At 73.0% G+C, this 16,435-nt stretch carries 12 protein-coding genes and 1 riboswitch; of the genes, 10 read left to right on the top strand and 2 right to left on the bottom strand.

Annotated features, from left to right (window positions below; all coding sequences use genetic code 11):
* Positions 1–2: 2 nt before the first annotated feature.
* Both ACIP4P_RS28985 and ACIP4P_RS28980 read right to left on the bottom strand, forming a co-directional pair.
* The gene (locus ACIP4P_RS28985) at positions 3–2,357 is read right to left on the bottom strand and encodes a glycosyl hydrolase family 95 catalytic domain-containing protein (RefSeq protein WP_400923389.1); all 2,355 of its coding nucleotides are present in this window, start codon (positions 2,355–2,357) and stop codon (positions 3–5) included.
* A 43-nt stretch (positions 2,358–2,400) separates the two neighbouring features.
* On the bottom strand, positions 2,401–3,399 hold the full coding sequence (locus tag ACIP4P_RS28980; RefSeq protein WP_400923387.1) for a LacI family DNA-binding transcriptional regulator: 999 nt from the start codon (positions 3,397–3,399) through the stop codon (positions 2,401–2,403).
* A 268-nt stretch (positions 3,400–3,667) separates the two neighbouring features.
* Between ACIP4P_RS28980 and ACIP4P_RS28975 the strand changes: the two genes are divergently transcribed.
* From ACIP4P_RS28975 to ACIP4P_RS28930, 10 genes are all read left to right on the top strand, one after another.
* Entirely contained in the window at positions 3,668–4,963 is a 1,296-nt protein-coding gene (locus ACIP4P_RS28975) for an ABC transporter substrate-binding protein (protein WP_400923385.1), read from the top strand.
* Positions 4,964–4,967: 4 nt separating this feature from the next.
* Positions 4,968–5,933, top strand: a complete 966-nt coding sequence (locus ACIP4P_RS28970) for a carbohydrate ABC transporter permease (protein WP_400923383.1) — start codon at positions 4,968–4,970, stop codon at positions 5,931–5,933.
* A 32-nt stretch (positions 5,934–5,965) separates the two neighbouring features.
* Entirely contained in the window at positions 5,966–6,838 is an 873-nt protein-coding gene (locus tag ACIP4P_RS28965) for a carbohydrate ABC transporter permease (protein ID WP_400923381.1), read from the top strand.
* Entirely contained in the window at positions 6,835–8,721 is a 1,887-nt protein-coding gene (locus ACIP4P_RS28960) for a DUF5107 domain-containing protein (protein ID WP_400923379.1), read from the top strand. The genes ACIP4P_RS28965 and ACIP4P_RS28960 overlap by 4 nt, the downstream gene beginning before the upstream one ends.
* 160 nt (positions 8,722–8,881) lie before the next feature.
* Positions 8,882–11,071, top strand: a complete 2,190-nt coding sequence (locus ACIP4P_RS28955; RefSeq protein WP_400923377.1) for an RICIN domain-containing protein — start codon at positions 8,882–8,884, stop codon at positions 11,069–11,071.
* A gap of 101 nt (positions 11,072–11,172) precedes the next feature.
* Positions 11,173–11,378, top strand: a riboswitch (cobalamin riboswitch).
* Positions 11,379–11,448: 70 nt separating this feature from the next.
* Complete coding sequence (locus tag ACIP4P_RS28950; protein ID WP_400923376.1) at positions 11,449–12,465, top strand: ABC transporter substrate-binding protein; 1,017 nt, start codon at positions 11,449–11,451, stop codon at positions 12,463–12,465.
* Positions 12,462–13,541, top strand: a complete 1,080-nt coding sequence (locus ACIP4P_RS28945) for a FecCD family ABC transporter permease (protein WP_400923374.1) — start codon at positions 12,462–12,464, stop codon at positions 13,539–13,541. Before ACIP4P_RS28950 ends, ACIP4P_RS28945 begins: the two co-directional genes overlap by 4 nt.
* A complete protein-coding gene (locus tag ACIP4P_RS28940) occupies positions 13,538–14,356 on the top strand; it encodes an ABC transporter ATP-binding protein (protein WP_400923372.1) in 819 nt (272 codons plus the stop codon). The genes ACIP4P_RS28945 and ACIP4P_RS28940 overlap by 4 nt, the downstream gene beginning before the upstream one ends.
* Complete coding sequence (locus tag ACIP4P_RS28935) at positions 14,353–15,087, top strand: (2Fe-2S) ferredoxin domain-containing protein (RefSeq protein WP_400923370.1); 735 nt, start codon at positions 14,353–14,355, stop codon at positions 15,085–15,087. Before ACIP4P_RS28940 ends, ACIP4P_RS28935 begins: the two co-directional genes overlap by 4 nt.
* Before the next feature lie 122 nt (positions 15,088–15,209).
* On the top strand, positions 15,210–16,433 hold the full coding sequence (locus tag ACIP4P_RS28930) for a chitinase (RefSeq protein ID WP_400923368.1): 1,224 nt from the start codon (positions 15,210–15,212) through the stop codon (positions 16,431–16,433).
* The last annotated feature ends 2 nt before the right edge of the window (positions 16,434–16,435 follow it).

Genomic DNA, 16,435 nt, shown 5'->3' with positions numbered 1-16,435 from the left:
GGTCACCGCGGTCCTCGGTCGTGGTCGGGGAGGGGCCTCAGCCGGTAGCTCGTTTCGGCCTCCGCCTCGATCGTCATGATGCCAGGGGTGGTGGTGCGGACGGCGGACGTCACCGCCCGGATGCCCGGCGGCAGTTGAACGGTGAGGCGCTGGGCCCGGGTGACGTGGACGGTCGCTTCGGTGAGACGGCCGTCGGCCCAGGACAGGTCGACGGTGCTGCCGCCGCGCGCCCGAAGGCCGGTGGCCCGGCCGTCGGGCCAGGCGGCGGGCAGGGCGGGGAGCAGCCGCAGTACGCCGTTGTGGCTCTGCAGCAGCATTTCGGCGACGGCGGCGGTGAGGCCGAGGTTTCCGTCGAGCTGGAAGAGGTCCGGCGGGTGGAGGCCGAACAGGTTGGGCGCGGTGTAGTCGGTGAGCAGGGAGCGGAGGGCACGGTGGGCGAGGTCGCCGTCGCCGAGGCGGGCGGCCAGGGCGGCGGCCCAGGCGGCGCTCCAGCCGGTGCTGCCGCCACCGTGGGCCAGCCGGCGTTCCAGGGCGAGGCGGGCGGGCGCGACCAGGGCGGGCGCGGTGAGGGGGTCGATCGCGCTGCCCGGGTGGAGGCCGTGGAGGTGGGAGAAGTGGCGGTGGCCCGGGTCCTCCTCGGGCAGGTCGCGCCACCATTCCAGCAGCCGTCCGTCGGCGGCGGTCGCAGGTGGGCGCAGCCGGGCCCGGGCGGCGTCCAGCTCGGCGGTCAACTCCTTGTCGGTGCCCAGGAGTCGGGCGGCGGCCGCGGTGCTGGCGAAGAGTTCGGCGGTGAGCCAGTGGTCGAGGGTGGCGCCGGCGGTGACAGCGGCGAGGTCGCCGTCGGGGAGCCGGAAGTGGTGCTCGGGGGAGGTGGAGGGGCAGGTGACCAGGGTTCCGTCGCCGTCCTCGGTGAGCAGGTCGAGCAGGAAGCGGGCGGCGTCGCGCATCAGCGGGTAGGCGTGGTCGGCGAGGAAGTGCCGGTCGCCGCCGAAGAGGTAGTGCTCCCACAGGTGGGCGCAGAGCCAGGCGGCGGCGGTCGGCCAGTTGGCCCAGGACGGCGAGCCGCTGACCGGGTTGGTGGCGCGCCACAGGTCGGTGTTGTGGTGGACGGTCCAGCCGGCGGCGCCGTAGTAGGTGCGGGCGGTGCGGGTGCCGGGTTCGGCGAGGGCGGCGATCAGGTCGAGGAGGGGTCGGTGGCAGTCGGCCAGGCCGGTGGTCTCGGCGGGCCAGTAGGCCATCTGGAGGTTGATGTTGGTGGTCCAGTTGGCGTTCCAGGGCGGGGCGACCTCGGTGTTCCAGAGGCCCTGGAGAGTGGCCGGCTGGCCGCCGGGGCGGGAGGAAGCGATCAGCAGGTAGCGGCCATAGGCGAACTGGAGGGCCGTCAGACCCGGGTCCTCGCCGCCGGCCCGGACGGCGGCGAGCCGTTCGTCGGTGGGACGGTCGTCGGGCGCCGGTCCCAGGTCGAGCGAGACGGTGCGGAACAGCCGCCGGTAGTCGGCGGTGTGCTCGTCGAGCAGTTCCCCGTACGGCCGGTCCGTCGCCAGCTGCTCCAGAACCTCCGCGAGCGGGCCCTCCCCCGGGCCTACGGGCATGGCGAAAGGCCCCTGGTATCCGGTGCCGACGGCGACCAGCAGCAGCACCTCGTCGGCGCCGTGAACGGTCACCGCCGCGCCGGTCCGCGCCACCCGTCCTCCGGTCGCCAGCACCCGCAGTCCGGCGGCGAAGCCCATGCCCTCGCCGTCCCGGTAGTGGGCCGGGTCGTCCTCGCCAAAGGCGACGTGGGCGGGCGCCCGGCCGGTGACGGCCAGAGTGCCTGGGACCGGGTGGTGGTGGCGGGCGCCCGGGTGCGGGGTGGCGAACCGGGCGGTGAGGGTGACCGCACCGGGGGCGGAAGCGCTGATCCGGGTGACCAGCAGTCCGGCGGGCGCGGAGGCGAAGGACTCCCGCAGCAGGTCGACCCCGTCGGTACGGCAGGACACCCGGTGGACGGCGGCGTCCAGGTCCAACAGCCGTACGTGGTCAGATACTTCGCGACCCGGAAACGCCAAGTTCAGCGTGGCCAACGGCTGGAAGGCCTCGGTGAACGGCCCCTGCATCCGCTCGGCCAGCCGGTCGGCGAGGCCGGGCGCCCGCTCGTCGAGGACAGCGGCCCTCAGCGCCGCCAGGTGCTCGGCCGCGCCCTCACGATCACGCGGGCCGGGCCCGCCGGACCAGAGCGTGTCGGCGTTGAGGTGGACGGTCTCCTCGGCGCCGCCGCCGTACAGCAGCGCGCCGAGGCGGCCGTTGCCCAGCGGCAGCGCTTCCAGGAAGCCGGTGGCCGGTCCGCGGTACCACAGTTCGGTCGGGGCGTGGGACAACTGAGCGCTCCTGTCGACGAGTTCCGTAATCCGCCCGCCGAGCTCAGCCGGCCGGCGGCGCGGTGCTCCCCCGGACGATCAGCTCCGGGCGCATCAGCTGCACCGAGTTGGCCGGGGTGCCGGTCTTGGTGAGGGCGCGCAGCAGCAGTTCGGTGGCCTGCCGGGCCATCTCCCGCTTGGGGATGGACACCGTGGTGAGCGCCGGGTGGGTGAGCAGGACTTCGGAGATGTCCTGGCCGATCAGCGAGAGGTCGTGCGGCACCGAGCGCCCGGCCGCCCGGGCGGCCTCCAGGGCGCCGAGGGCGAGCACGTCGTGGGTGGTGAACAGCGCCGTCACCCCGGGGTCGGTGGCGAGCAGCGCCTCCGCCGCGGCGAAGCCGCCCGCCGGGGTGGGTGCGGCGGCGTAGCGGACGGCGTCGTCGGAGACGGTGAGCCCGTCCGCGGCGAAGGCCCGGCGGAAGCCGGCGACGCGCGCGGTGTGGGCCGGGCTGGCGAGCACGGCGACCCGCCGGTGGCCGAGTTCGCGCAGGTGGCGGCCGGCCAGGTAGCCGGCCCGCTCGTAGTCGATGGTGACCACCGGGAAGCGGTCCGGTGCCTCGGTCTCCCAGGCGCAGAGCACCACCGGGAAGCGGGCGTCGGAGAGCAGCGGGAGGTGGCCGAGCAGGTCCTGGTCGCCGGCGATCAGCAGGGCGTCGACCGAGCGGCTGGTGAGCCCGGCGAGGTGTCGCCGGGCCCGTTCGCCGTCCAGCCGGGTGGTGCAGAGCAGCAGGTGGTGGCCGGCCTCCTCCAGGACGTCCTCGACCTCCTCGACCATCTCCCCGTAGAACGCGCCGGCCACGGTGGGAACGAAGAAGCCGACGGTCCTGGTGCTGCCGGTGGCCAGGGAGCGGGCCACCAGGTTCGGGGTGTAGCCGAGTTCCTCGATCGCCGCACGTACTCGGGCGGCCGTGGTCGGGCGGACCGCGACCCGGCCGGTGATGACGTTGGAGACGGTCTGCTTGGTGACCCCCGCCCGCTCGGCCACGTCCTGCATCGTCACCATCGGCGTTCCCTCGTATTTGACCGGTTAAGTGGAGCAGCTCGCAAAGTAGTCACGCCACGTCACCCCGTCAAGCCACCTGTGCCTCACGACCGTTGATCCACCGGGGAAGCAGCATCCAGGGACGGCTCCCGTTCCGGATTTCTTCGACCGACCTCTTGTTTTACCGGTCAAAGCCGCACTACGGTTCCGAGCCAGTCGGGGGCCCCGGTGCGAGGGGCCCGCCGACCGCTACCCCGCGCGGCTCCCGCGCCTCGGAGAGGACACACTCATGGGCAGAACGACGATGCCGTCCCGGCGGGTGGCCGGTGCGGCCCTGGCCGCCGCGCTGGTCGCGGGCCTGACGGCCTGCGGCTCCGGCGGCGGCGGGGGGAACGGCGGGAACGGCTTCACCTACTGGTCGATGTGGCGCGCCGACGAACCGCAGGCGCAGGTGCTCAAGGGCGCGATCGCCGACTTCACCGCCGCCACCGGCGTCAAGGTCACCGTCAACTGGACCGGTCGCGACATCGCCAAGAAGATCGGCCCGGCGATCGCCGCCAACCAGGCCCCCGACCTCTGGGACGAGTCCAACGACGTGGTCTACGGCTCGGTGGCCGCCGCCGGCCAGGCCCTGGACCTCTCCCCCGTGCTGTCCCTCCAGGTCCCCGGCGAGAACGTCCCGGTCTCCGCCGTCGTCCCGGCCAAGTACCTCGACGTGCTGCCCAAGGACCCGTCCGGCCAGAACCACTACCTGATCCCCTACTACCTGGCCACCACCGGCATGTTCTACAACGCCGCCGACCCCGACCTCGCCGCCGCGATGCCGAGCGCCCCCACCGACTGGCCCGGCCTGCTCAAGGTGTGCGACGCCCTCAAGGCCAAGGGCAAGGCCTGCCTCGCCTCCGAGGGCGAGGACCCGTGGACCAACGGCCTCTACTTCGACTACCTGCTGAACGCCGCCGGAATCGACTTCGCCAAGCTCTCCGCCGACCGGACCGGCGCCCTCTGGGACGATCCGGCCGTCCTCAAGGCCGCCCAGGACCTGGAGCAGCTGATCAAGGGCGGCCACCTCATCCCCGGCTACGACGCCACCAAGTACCCCGCCCAGGAGACCAACTGGGCTGGCGGCAAGGCGGCCTTCTACATGGACGGCAGCTACGTCACCGGCGAGGTCGCCAAGCAGGTCCCGACCGGCTGGAAGTTCGGCTCCATCCTGCCGCCCGGCGCCAAGACCCCGGACGTCTCGCTGTTCGGCTTCTCGATCCCCAAGCGGGCCAAGAACGCCGGGGCCGCCGAGAAGTTCATCGCCTTCTTCCTGCAGAAGAAGCAGGTCTCGGGGATGGCCACCACCGCCCTCAACCTCACCCCGCGCACCGACGTCCCCGCCCCCGCCGGCCTGGAGGACGCCCAGAAGTCGCTCAGTGCCCCGACCGTCCGGCTGCCCTACGACGGCGTGGCCGGCGACTGGTCGGCCAAGGTGTTCGAGCAGAACTTCCTGGACTTCTGGCACGGACAGACCGACGCCGCCCGGTTCACCGCCAAGTGCAAGGCCGACCAGGTCGCGTACTGGAAGACCCAGGGCTGAGCCGGTGGCGACCACGATCCAGCACCGGCCCCGGACCCCCGGCGTGCGGGCCGCCCGCACCGCCCGCCGCCCACCCGGCGCGGGCCCCCACGAACGCCAACAGCGCCGGACATTCTGGCCGTTCACCGCCCCCGCACTGCTCGCCTACGCGGTGCTGTTCCTCGCCCCGGTCGGCTACGCCGTGTGGACCAGCCTGTACAAGTGGGACGGCATGGGCGACATGCAGTGGCGCGGCCTGAAGAACTACCAACAGCTCTTCGACGACCCGGTGTTCCGCACCTCGCTGGTCAACACCCTGGCGCTGATGGCGGTCGGCGGCACGATCACCTTCCTGATCAGCTTCCTGCTGACCCTGGTGCTGCGGGAGATGAAGGGCCGGCTGTTCGCCCGGTCCGTGCTCTTCTTCCCCTCCCTCGTCAACGGCATGGTCTTCGGCATCGCGGCCGGCTTCCTGTTCTCCCCCTCCGGCCCGGTCAACCAGGCGCTGGAGTTCCTCGGGGTGACCACCCCGCCGAAGTGGCTCTCCACCACCAACCTGTTCCCGATGGTCCTCGGCACCGTGATCTGGACGGCCACCGGCTACTACACCTCGATCATCATGGCCGCCGTCGACCAGATCCCGCCCCACCTGTACGAGGCCGCCGAACTCGACGGGGCGAACGCCTTCCAGCGCTTCCGCCACGTCACCCTGCCCTGCGCCTGGGACGTCATCTCGGTCTGCGCGGTGCTCTGGACGGTCAGCTCGGTGAAGATCTTCGAGCTCATCCTGCTCTTCGGCGGCAGCAGCAACCGCTTCCCCCCGGTGGACAGTTGGAACACCGCCATGTACGTGTACGCCGAGGCCTTCCCGCGGGCCACCGTCCCCCGGCTGGGCGTCGCGACGGCCGCCGCCGTGGTCACCCTGCTGATGGTCACCGTGGTGACGGTCGTCCTGCGCCGGCTGCTGCGCCGCGAACCGATCGAGTACTGAGCCGCATGCGTACCGAATCGAGCCCCCAGCCGATGAACCCGCTACGAAAGGCCACCACCGTGCCCGGCACCCGCCGATCGGCAGGCCCGGCGGTCCGGATCGGCACGGCGGTCGTCTGGACCGTCGTCGCCGCCAACCTGCTGCTGCTCCTGTGGATCCTGCTCACCTCGCTGCGCGACGGCCCCGACATCCTCAAACACAACTTCGCCCTCCCCGACGCCCTGAGCTTCGGCAACTACACCACCGCCCTGGACGAGGGCGGCTTCGCCCAGGCCGCGCTGAACAGCGTCGTCGTCGCCGTCTGCTCCTCGCTGCTGGCGATCGCCCTCGCCGCGCCCTGCGCCTACGCGCTGGCCCGGCGCCGCTCCCGCACCTCCTCCGCCGTCTCCCTGCTCTTCGCCCTCGGCCTCGGCGTCCCCGGCCAGGTGCTGGTGGTGCCGCTGTTCGTCGGCCTGGCCCAGGTCGACCTCACCGACAGCGACCTCGGACTCGGCCTGGTCTACATCGGCCTGGCCATGCCCTTCACCGTCTTCCTGCTGACCGGCTTCTTCTCCGGCATCCCGCGCTCCCTGGAGGAGGCCGCCGTCCTGGACGGCGCCGGACCGCTGCGCACCTTCCTCCAGGTGGTCCTGCCGGTCGCCCGCGGCGGGCTGATCACCGCGTTCCTGCTGCAGTTCATCACCGGCTGGAACGAGACCCTCTTCGCGATCGTGCTGACGAACAGCCAGAGCCACGTCACCCTCCCGGTGGCGCTCTCCTCGTTCGTCGCCTCCCAGCAGTTCAACGGCCTGGACTACGGCACCACGTTCGCCGGAGTCTGCATCATCCTCGCCCCGATGATCGCGCTGTTCTCCTGGATGGGGACCCGGATCATCCAGGGCATGACGGTTGGAATCGGAAAATGACCTCCTCGCTGCGCACCGACCTGCTGCGGATCGACGGGACGGCCGACCCGGCCGCCGGGGTGCTGCCGATCCTGCACGGCCTCTCCCCCTCCACCGCCGACGGCGCCGGGGTGGACGAGGAGATGCGCCGCAACCTCGCCTACGGCGCCCCGCCCTCGCTGCTGCCGTACACCCGGCAGGGCGACTACGACCGCCACCGCGGCGAACGCCGACTGCCGTCCGTGGTCCTGGAGAACGAGCAGCTGACCGCGACCTTCCTTCCCTCGCTCGGCGGCCGGCTCTGGTCACTCGTCCACCGGCCGAGCGGCCGCGAGCTGCTGCACCGCAACCCGGTCCTCCAGCCCGCCAACCTCGCGCTGCGCGACGCCTGGCTGGCCGGCGGGGTGGAGTGGAACCTCGGCATGACCGGCCACTGGCCGCTCACCTGCGAGCCGCTGCACGCCGTCCGCCTCACCGCGCCGGACGGCACCCCGGTGCTGCGGATGTACGCCTTCGAGCGGCTGCGCCGGGTGGTGCTGCGACTGGACGCCTGGCTGCCCGCCGGATCGCCCGTCCTCCTCGTCCACGTCGAACTCCACAACCCCGCCCCGCACACCACCCCGGTCTACTGGTGGTCCAACATCGCCGTCCCCCAGGACGCCGGCACCCGGGTGATCGGCCCGGCCGACCACGCCTTCCACTGCGACTACGTCAGCGACCTCACCCGGGTCGGCTTCCCCCACCTGGACGGCGGCGACCGCAGCTACCCCGGCCGGGTCGCCCGCGCCGCCGACTACTTCCTCGACCTGCCGGACGGCGAACGCCGGTGGATCGCCGCGCTGGACGCGGAGGGCACCGGCCTGGTCCAGGCCTCCACCGACCGGCTGCGCGGCCGCAAGCTGTTCTGCTGGGGCACCTCCACCGGCGGCCGGCACTGGCAGGAATGGCTCTCCGGCCCGGACGCCGCCTACCTGGAGATCCAGGCCGGCCTGGCCCGCACCCAGCTGGAACACCTGCCGATGCCCGGCGGCGCGACCTGGTCCTGGACCGAGGCGTACGGGCTGCTCAGCGTCGACCCGCTTGCGGTGCACGGCAGTTGGGACCAGGCCAGGGAAGCAACCGGCGCGGCTCTCGCCCAGCTCCTGCCGCCCGCCGCCCTGGACGCGGCCCACCGACAGGCCGCCGCCTTCGGGGAACCCGTGGAGCAGCTCGCCGAGGGATCCGGCTGGGCCGCCCTGGAGATCGAGGCCGGCCACCTCCCGTCCTCCCCCCTGCTGCCGTTCGGCACCCCGGGCCCCGAACAGGAGCCCTGGCGGCGGCTGCTCACCACCGACACCCTCCCGATCAGCGACCCACCCGCCGCCCCGGTCACCGGCACCCACTGGCGCACCCGGCTGGAGCAGCACGCCGAGGACTGGCACGCCCTGTACCAGCTCGGCCTGCTGCGCCTGGCCGACGGCGAGCCCGACCCGGCCCGCGAGGCGTTCAAGCGCTCCCTCGGCGAGCAGCGCACCCCCTGGGCCCTGCGCGCGCTGGCCTTCCTCACCGCCGACCGGCGGGAAGCCGCCGACCTGATGTCCGAGGCCCATCAGCTCCGCACGGAGCTAAGGGAGTTGACGATCGAGACGCTGGACGCCCTGCTGGCCGCCGACCGCGCGCAGCAGGCCATGGCCGTGATCGAAGCCCTGCCCGCGGCGACCCGCGCCCACGGCCGGATCCGGCTCGCCGAGGCCACTGCCGCCCACGCCCTCGGCGACGACGACCGGGTGCGCCGGCTGCTGGCCGAGGGCATCCGGGTGGACAACATGCGTGAGGGCGAGGTCTCCCTGGACACCCTCTGGCTGGCCGTCCACCCCGACCTGCCGGTCCCGGCGCACTACGACTTCCGGATGTCCGACAGCTGACCTCCCCCGCCGCACCACCCCACGAGCCGGTCGGGACCCCCACCCCGACCCGCCGACGCCGACCCCCGGCGCCGGTACACCCGGGGCCCACCCCCACCCCAGGGCCCCGAGAGCAGAAGGAGTCCCTGTGTCAGCTCCTCGACGAAAAGTGCTCGGCGCGGTGACCGCCCTGACCCTGGCCCTGGTCGGCGGCACCACCTTCGGCACCACGGCCTCGGCGAAACCGTCCGCCCCCTCCTCGGCCGGGTACACCGTCACCATCGGCTCCACCGGCCCGTACAACTACGCCGACGACACCCCCGCCGCCCCCTTCCTCGACAAGGACGGCACCTTCCACTTCCAGGAGTCCCACTCGCTCTACGGCGCGACCGACTCCCGCCAGTGGAACTTCTACACCGGCAGCAACTTCGAGACCGCCACCCCGGATTCCGGCCTCGACAACGCCGTGAACCCGGCCAACCCGAACGACCGGAACAACGACACCACCTGGCGCTGCAACCACAGCCCCACCGGCGTCAACTCCACCTCCGCGCCCGCCGGTTCGGGCTACTCCCAGCCGAACTACTGCGACCTGGTCGGCCTCTGGGTCGACCCGGACACCGGCGACTGGCACGGCCTGGTGCACAACGAGTTCACCCCGCAGCCCTTCGGCGACGGCCTGCACTACGACGCGATCGACACCGCCGTCTCCCACGACCAGGGCCACACCTGGACCATCTCCGGCCACGCCATCACCTCCCCGTACAGCACCACCCGGGGCGACAACTCGGCGTTCCCGAACCAGACGTACAACTACGGCGACGGCGACCAGCGGCTGTTCGTCGACACCGCCTCCGGCTACTTCTACGTCTTCTACGGCTCCCGGATCGTCCCCAAGGCGGGCGTCGGCGGCAGCAACGGCGGCCTGGCGCACGTCGCCCGCGCCCCGATCTCCGGCAAGATGGCGCCCGGCACCTGGCAGAAGTGGTACGACGGCAGCTGGACCCAGCCCGGCACCGGCGGCCTGGAGAGCAACATGGTCCCGGCCACCAGCGCCGCCCCCAGCGGCTACACCCCCGTCGCCCAGGACTACGACCCGGCCAACACCGGCAGCGTCGACCAGCAGGTCGCGGCCGGGGTGCTGCCCGCCAAGTCGCAGCTGTTCATCATGAACGTCTCCTACGACGCCTACCTCGGCCTGTACATCGGCGAACCCGAGGTGGTCTCCGGTACGGCCCCGCAGCAGTTCTACGTCACCGACGACCTCGCCACCCAGCAGTGGCACCTGGCCGGCGACTCCGGCAGCTACACCTCCGGCTCCTGGTACCGCTGGATGCTGGACAGCGCCAACCTCACCAGCACCACCGTCATCGGCAAGACCTTCCGTTCCTACTGCTCGATCGCCTGTGCCAAGTCGGACGGCGAGTACGCCAACGTCACCGTCGACTCCAGCTCCCCCGCCGTCGCGCCCTTCGACCCGGCCAGGACCTACCGGATCGCCAGCGGCGACGGCCGGATCCTGACCCAGGCCGCGAACGGCTCCGCCACCGCCTCCACCGCCGCCCCGACCGGCTCCGCCCTGGAGACCTGGACCTTCACCGGCAACGGCGACGGCTCCTACCGGATCAGCAACGCCGGCAGCGGCCAGCTGCTCGGCGTCGACGCCACCGGGACGGCGGGCCGCGCCTGGGGTGCCAAGCCCACCGTCACCGCCCCCGCCACCGGTACGGCCGCCGTCGGCCAGCAGTGGTTCGTCCTGCCCGACACCACCGGAAGCGGCGGCTACCGCCTGGTCAACCGCTACAGCGGCCTGGTCATCGGCCTGACCGCCGGCAACGGCGGCACCGCCGAGACCGCCGCACCCCGCAACTGGACCGACACCAGCGGCAGCAGCGTCGGCGGCGGCCGCACCGCCGCCCAGCAGACCCTCACCATGACCGCCGTCGGCACCGCCGGCGGCAACCTCGACGGCACCCACACCCTCACCGCGAGCGGCAAGGCCCTCGACGACCCCGGCCACAGCACCACCGCGGGCACCCAGCTGATCACCTGGACCCGCAACGGCGGCGCCAACCAGAACTGGCAGTTCACCCGGCAGCCCGACGGCTCCTACCAGCTCGTCAACGCCGAGTCCCAGCTCTGCGCGGACGACAACGGCGGCTCCACCGCCCCCGGCACCGCCGTCATCCAGTGGACCTGCACCGGCAACGACAACCAGCACTGGACCGCCACCCGACTCCCGGACGGCACCTACACCCTGACCAACGTCCACACCGGCCTGCTCCTCACCACCGCCTCCACCGCCGACGGCGCGCTGGTCACCCAGCGGCCGGACACCGGCTCGGTGCTCCAGCACTGGACCCTCGGCTGACACCCCACCGGCCGCCGCCCGTCCCGCGGGCGGCGGCCCTTGCCGTCCCACCGGGTAAACAGTCACCCAAGACCTGGCCGACACCGCCCTGACCTCGCCTGATACCGTGCCATCGCCGTGGTGTACGGGAAACCGGTCTGAGTCCGGTGCGGCCCTCGCCACTGTTGCCGCGGAGTTCCGCGGCCCTCGCTGACCGGCTCGCCCAGCGGTCAGGGCCACTGGGCGGACCTCAAGGTCCGCTCGGGAAGGTCGGCCGCGGCACGTCGATGCGGAAGCCAGGAGACCGGCCACGGCGCGACATGTTCCACGAGGGTTTTGGAGAACACGTGCCCAGCGGTCTGCCGCGTCCGGTCCGATCCATACGTTCCGTACGTCCCATGAGTCCGATACGTCCCACCGGTCCGATCCGCGTCGGCCGGGCGGCCGCCACGGCCTTCCTGCTCACCGGCGTGCTCGGCGCCTGCACCGGCGCCCCCGCGCCCAGCACCTCCGCCGGGGCGACCGGCAGCGCCGCGCCGGTCAGCGTGGACAACTGCGGGACCACCGTGACGGTCGGCGCACCGCCCGCCCGGCTGGTGACGCTCAACGAGGGTGCCACCGAAGTGGCCCTGGCCCTCGGCCTCCAGTCCCGGATGGCCGGTACCGCCTACCTCGACGACTCCATTCCGGAGAAGTGGAAGGCGGCCTACGACTCAGTCCCGGTGCTCTCCGAGAAGTACCCGACGAAGGAGAAGCTCCTCGCGGCCCGTCCGGACTTCCTGTACTCCTCCTACGCCAGCGCGTTCTCCGACAAGGTCGCGGGCACCCGGGAGGAACTGCAGGGCCAGGGCATCCCGTCGTACGTGTCCCCGTTCGGCTGCTCGGACAAGAGCAAGGTGGCGCCGACCACCTGGCAGTCGGTGTGGGGCGAACTGACCGACGTCGCCAAGGTCTTCGGCGTCCAGGACCGGGCCGCCGCGATCCAGCAGCAGCAGGAGCAGCAGCTGGCCCAGTTCAAGGCGACGGCCGCGGGCAAGGACCTGAAGGTCCTGTGGTTCGACTCGGACACCAAGACGCCGTTCGTCGGCGCCGGCCACGGCGGGCCGCAGCTCGTGCTGGACGCCGTGGGCGCCCGCAACGTCTTCGCGGACCTGCCCGGCGGCTGGCAGAACGTGAGTTGGGAGAAGGTCGTCGCGGCGGACCCGGACGCCATCGTCCTCGCGGACGCGAGCTGGGACACGGCCCAGTCCAAGATCGACTACTTGGAGCAGGACCCGGTGCTGAGCAAGCTCGGCGCCGTTCAGCGCAAGGCCTTCGTGGTGGTCCCGTTCTCGGAGTCGACTCCCGGCGTGCTGCTCGCCGACGGCGCCGCCAAGGTGTCCGCGGGACTGGGTCAACTGCACCCGGCTTCATGACCACCGCACCCCACGCCGTCGTGCGGCCCGCAGGTCGGGGCCGCGCGACGGCGGCCCTGGCCGTCGGTGCGGCCCTGCTCCTGGCCACCGTGCTCCTCGGCCTCGCCGTCGGCTCGCAGCCCGAGCCGGTCCGGACGGTGATCGACGTCGTGGTGCGCCGGCTCGGGCTGGCCGACCCGCACGTGACCCTGCTGGACGACCAGATCGTCTGGCAGTTGCGGCTGCCCCGGGTGCTGGGAGCGGCCGCCACCGGCGCCGGCCTCGCGGTCTGCGGTGCGGTGTTGCAGACGCTGACCGGGAACGACCTGGCCGATCCCTTCCTGCTCGGGATCTCGGAGGGAGCCGCCGTCGGCGCGGTCACCGTGATCGTGCTCGGCGTCGGCGTGTCCGGCGCCGTGGGCACCGGCGCGGTGGCGCTGGCGGCCTTCGCCGGCGCCCTGCTCGCCACCGTCGTCGTGCTGGCCCTGGCCGGCGCGCGCACCCGCTCGCTGCCGAGCTCCCGTACCGTGCTGGCCGGCGTCGCGGTGGGACAGCTGTGCGGGGCCTACACCTCGTTCGTCGTGATGGTCCTCGGGGACCGCAACGCGGCGCGCGGTGTCATGGAGTGGACGCTGGGTTCGGTGGCCGGCGTGCGGTGGCCCACCGCCGTGTTCCTGGTCGCGGTCGCGCTGATCGGCGTCACGGTCCTCGCCTCCTCGGCCCGCGACCTGGACGCCTTCGCCTTCGGCGAGACCGCCGCCCGCTCCCTCGGCGTCCACGTCGACCGCACCCGCTGGCTGCTGATCGCCACCGCCGCGCTGGTGACCGCGTGCCTGGTCGCCAACACCGGCGTGATCGGGTTCCTCGGCCTGGTCGTCCCCCATCTGGTCCGGCTCGTCTGCGGACCGCGGCACGCCCTGCTGCTGCCCGTGTCGGCCCTGGTGGGCGCGTCCCTCCTGGTGGGCAGCGACGTCCTGGCGCGCTCGGTCCTCCCCGACCGGGAGATCCCCGTCGGCGTCATCACGGCCGGGCTCGGAGCGCCCTTCTTCGCCTGGCTGCTGTGGCGCCAGGGGCGGGCCGACGGGAGGGCGTTGTGACCGTGACCTCCCCCGTCGACCTGCGCACGGAGGACCTCGGCGTGCGGATCGGCGGAGCCACCCTCCTGGACGCGGTCTCGGTCGCGTTCGGCCCCGGCCGGATCACCGGCCTGCTCGGGCCCAACGGCGCCGGGAAGACCACCCTGCTGCGCGCGGTCGCCGGACTGACCCGGCCGAGCGCGGGACGGGTCCTCCTGGACGGCGCGGACCTCCACGCGCTCACCGCCCGCCGACGCGCACGCCAGGTGGCCTTCATGGAGCAGCAGGCGGACACCCGGCTGGCGCTGCCGGTCCGTCAGGTCATCGAACTCGGACGCACACCGCACCGGGGCCGCTGGCCGGTGCCGCCGAACTCCGCCGCCGACGCCCACGAGCGGTCCGTGCTCGCCGAGGCCGTCGCCGCGGCCGACGTCGGCCACCTGCTCGACCGCTCCTGGCCGACGCTGTCGGGCGGCGAGCGGCAGCGGGTCCAGCTCGCGCGGGCGCTGGTGCAGGAGCCCGGCGTGCTCCTGCTCGACGAGCCCACCAACCACCTCGACCTGCGCCACCAGCTCGGCTTCCTCGAAACCGTCCGCGGGCTGGGCATCACCACGGTGGCCGCACTGCACGACCTCGAACTCGCCGCCGCCTACTGCGACGAGGTCGCCGTCCTGCGCGACGGCCGGCTGGTCGCCCACGGGCCCAGCTCCGAGGTGCTCACCTCCGCCATGATCGCCCGGGTCTACGGCGTCGACGCCACCGTGGAACGCCACCCCCGGCACGACCGGCCGCACATCCGGTGGAACGGACTGCTCCCCGAAGGGACTTCGCCATGACCCCCCTCTCCCCTCGCGCCGCCGTGGTCCTGGTCGGCATGTCGATCGGGGAGGCCGTCCGTCGTGACGAGCTGCTCCGGACGGCGGCGGCGCACCGGGCCTCGATCGCCTTCCTGCAGCAGGCGGACCCCTCCCTGTCCGCCGAGCTGACCAGGCTGGCCGATGCCGGCACCGAGACCGTGGTCCTGGTCGGCGTCCGCCTCGCGGGCTCCGGCCCGGCCCAGTCCTGGCTGCGGCGGATCGCCGCACACTGGTGGCGCGAACGCGCGGGCCACCGCCCCGAACTCCTCGTCGCGACCCGTCTCGCCGACTCGCCGGACGCGGTCGCCACGGTGGCCGCGGCGACGAAGGCCGTCACCGGCTCGGAGCCCGGCCTCACCTCCGCGGCCTGGGAGGAGGTCACCGGCCACCGGCACCAGGTCCTGGTCTGCCGGGGCCCGCGCTGCACGGCCCTGGGCGCGGAGGAGGGCGCACGCGCCCTGGTACGGGAACTGGCGGCGCAGGGCCTCGGCGACGACGACGTACTGGTCACCCAGACCGGCTGCCAGTTCCCCTGCAACCAGGCCCCGGTCGTCACCGTCCAGCCGGACGACGTCTGGTACGGGAGCGTCGACCCGGCCGTCGCCGGCCGCATCGTCACCGAACACCTCGTCGACGGACGCCCGGTCGAGTCCCACCGGCTCCCCCGCCACCGGAGGGAGCAGGCGGGCCACCACGACACCTCGCTCTGAGCCGCCGGATGCTCCGGACGGGGGAACGGGGGCCGCCGCGCAGCGGTTCGGGGGCAGTCGTGGAGAGGGCGTCCGTACTGTGCTGCGGCAGGTTCCCGGTCGGTCCGAACGTGAGGACATCGATGCGCCGCACCTCCCAACTGGCCTCGGGCCTCGTTCCGTTGCTGCTCGCCGCCGCCACCGTGCTGGCCGCCCCCTCCTCCGGGCGCGCCGACACCCTGCCGGGCCCGGGCTTCCCGCCCCGCTACACCGCCCCGTTCCTCGGGACCTGGGATTCGGGGGACCTCCTGACCGAGGCCCACCGGGCCACGGGGCTCGACTACTTCACGCTCGGCTTCGTCCTCAGCGACGGCGGCTGCAACGGCGCGTTCGACGGCACCATCCCGGTGACGGAGGAGGGGTGGCCGAGCGCCGTGAGCCGGCTGCGGGCCGACGGCGGCGATGTCATCGTCTCGTTCGGCGGTGGATTCGGCACCGAACTCGCCCGGGCCTGCGACTCGGTGGACGCGCTGAAGGCCGCCTACCGGCGGGTCGTCGACGCACTCGACCTGACCAGGATCGACTTCGACGTCGAGGGCGCCGCGGTGGACGACACCGTCTCGGTCGATCGCCGGGACCAGGCCGTGGCCGCGCTGCAGCGCGAGTACGCCGCCATCGGCCGCACCCTGCACGTGCACTACACGCTTCCCGTCAACCCCGACGGCCTGTCACCCGACGCCGTCCGGCTGCTGCGGAACGCCAAGGAGCGGGGCGTCACCGTCTCCGTGGTCAACATCATGACCATGGACTACGGCCCCGACCTGGACATGGGCGGTGCGGCCGTCGAGGCTGCCGAGGGACTCCTCGAACAGATGGCGCAGATCTGGCCCGAGAAGACGACCGCCGAGCTGTGGAGGATGCAGGGCAACACCCCGAGGATCGGGGTGAACGACTTCACCAACGAGGTCTTCTCCGCCGAGGACGCCAGGACCCTGGCCGCCTTCGCCGACGACAAGGGCATCCAGTTGCTCGCCTTCTGGTCGGTCGGCCGCGACCGGGCCTGCCCGACGACCGGTGAACTCAGCGAGAGCTGCAGCGGCGTACCCCAGCAACCGGCCGATTTCTCGCACCTGCTCAGCCGCTCACGGCCTCGGCCCGCTCCCGACAGGTGGCCGACGGGCTGCCTCGGCGTCGACCCTCCGTACGCGGCCTGCGCCGGCGCGCTCACCCCGTCCCCGGGGGTGCCGCTGTTCGCGACGCCGGGCCCGGACACCGGCGCCCCGGCAGGCGCCTGGTGCCACGACGGACGGAGTCGGAGCGTCTGGTCCCGGCCGGCGGCCTCGTGTCCGTGGCCGGTCGGGCCCTGAGC

Origin of the sequence: Kitasatospora sp. NPDC089509, assembly GCF_044749365.1 — a bacterium.
GTDB lineage: Bacteria > Actinomycetota > Actinomycetes > Streptomycetales > Streptomycetaceae > Kitasatospora.
Note: the sequence above shows the minus strand (reverse complement) of the source record. Positions and strands in the feature narration are given on the sequence as shown.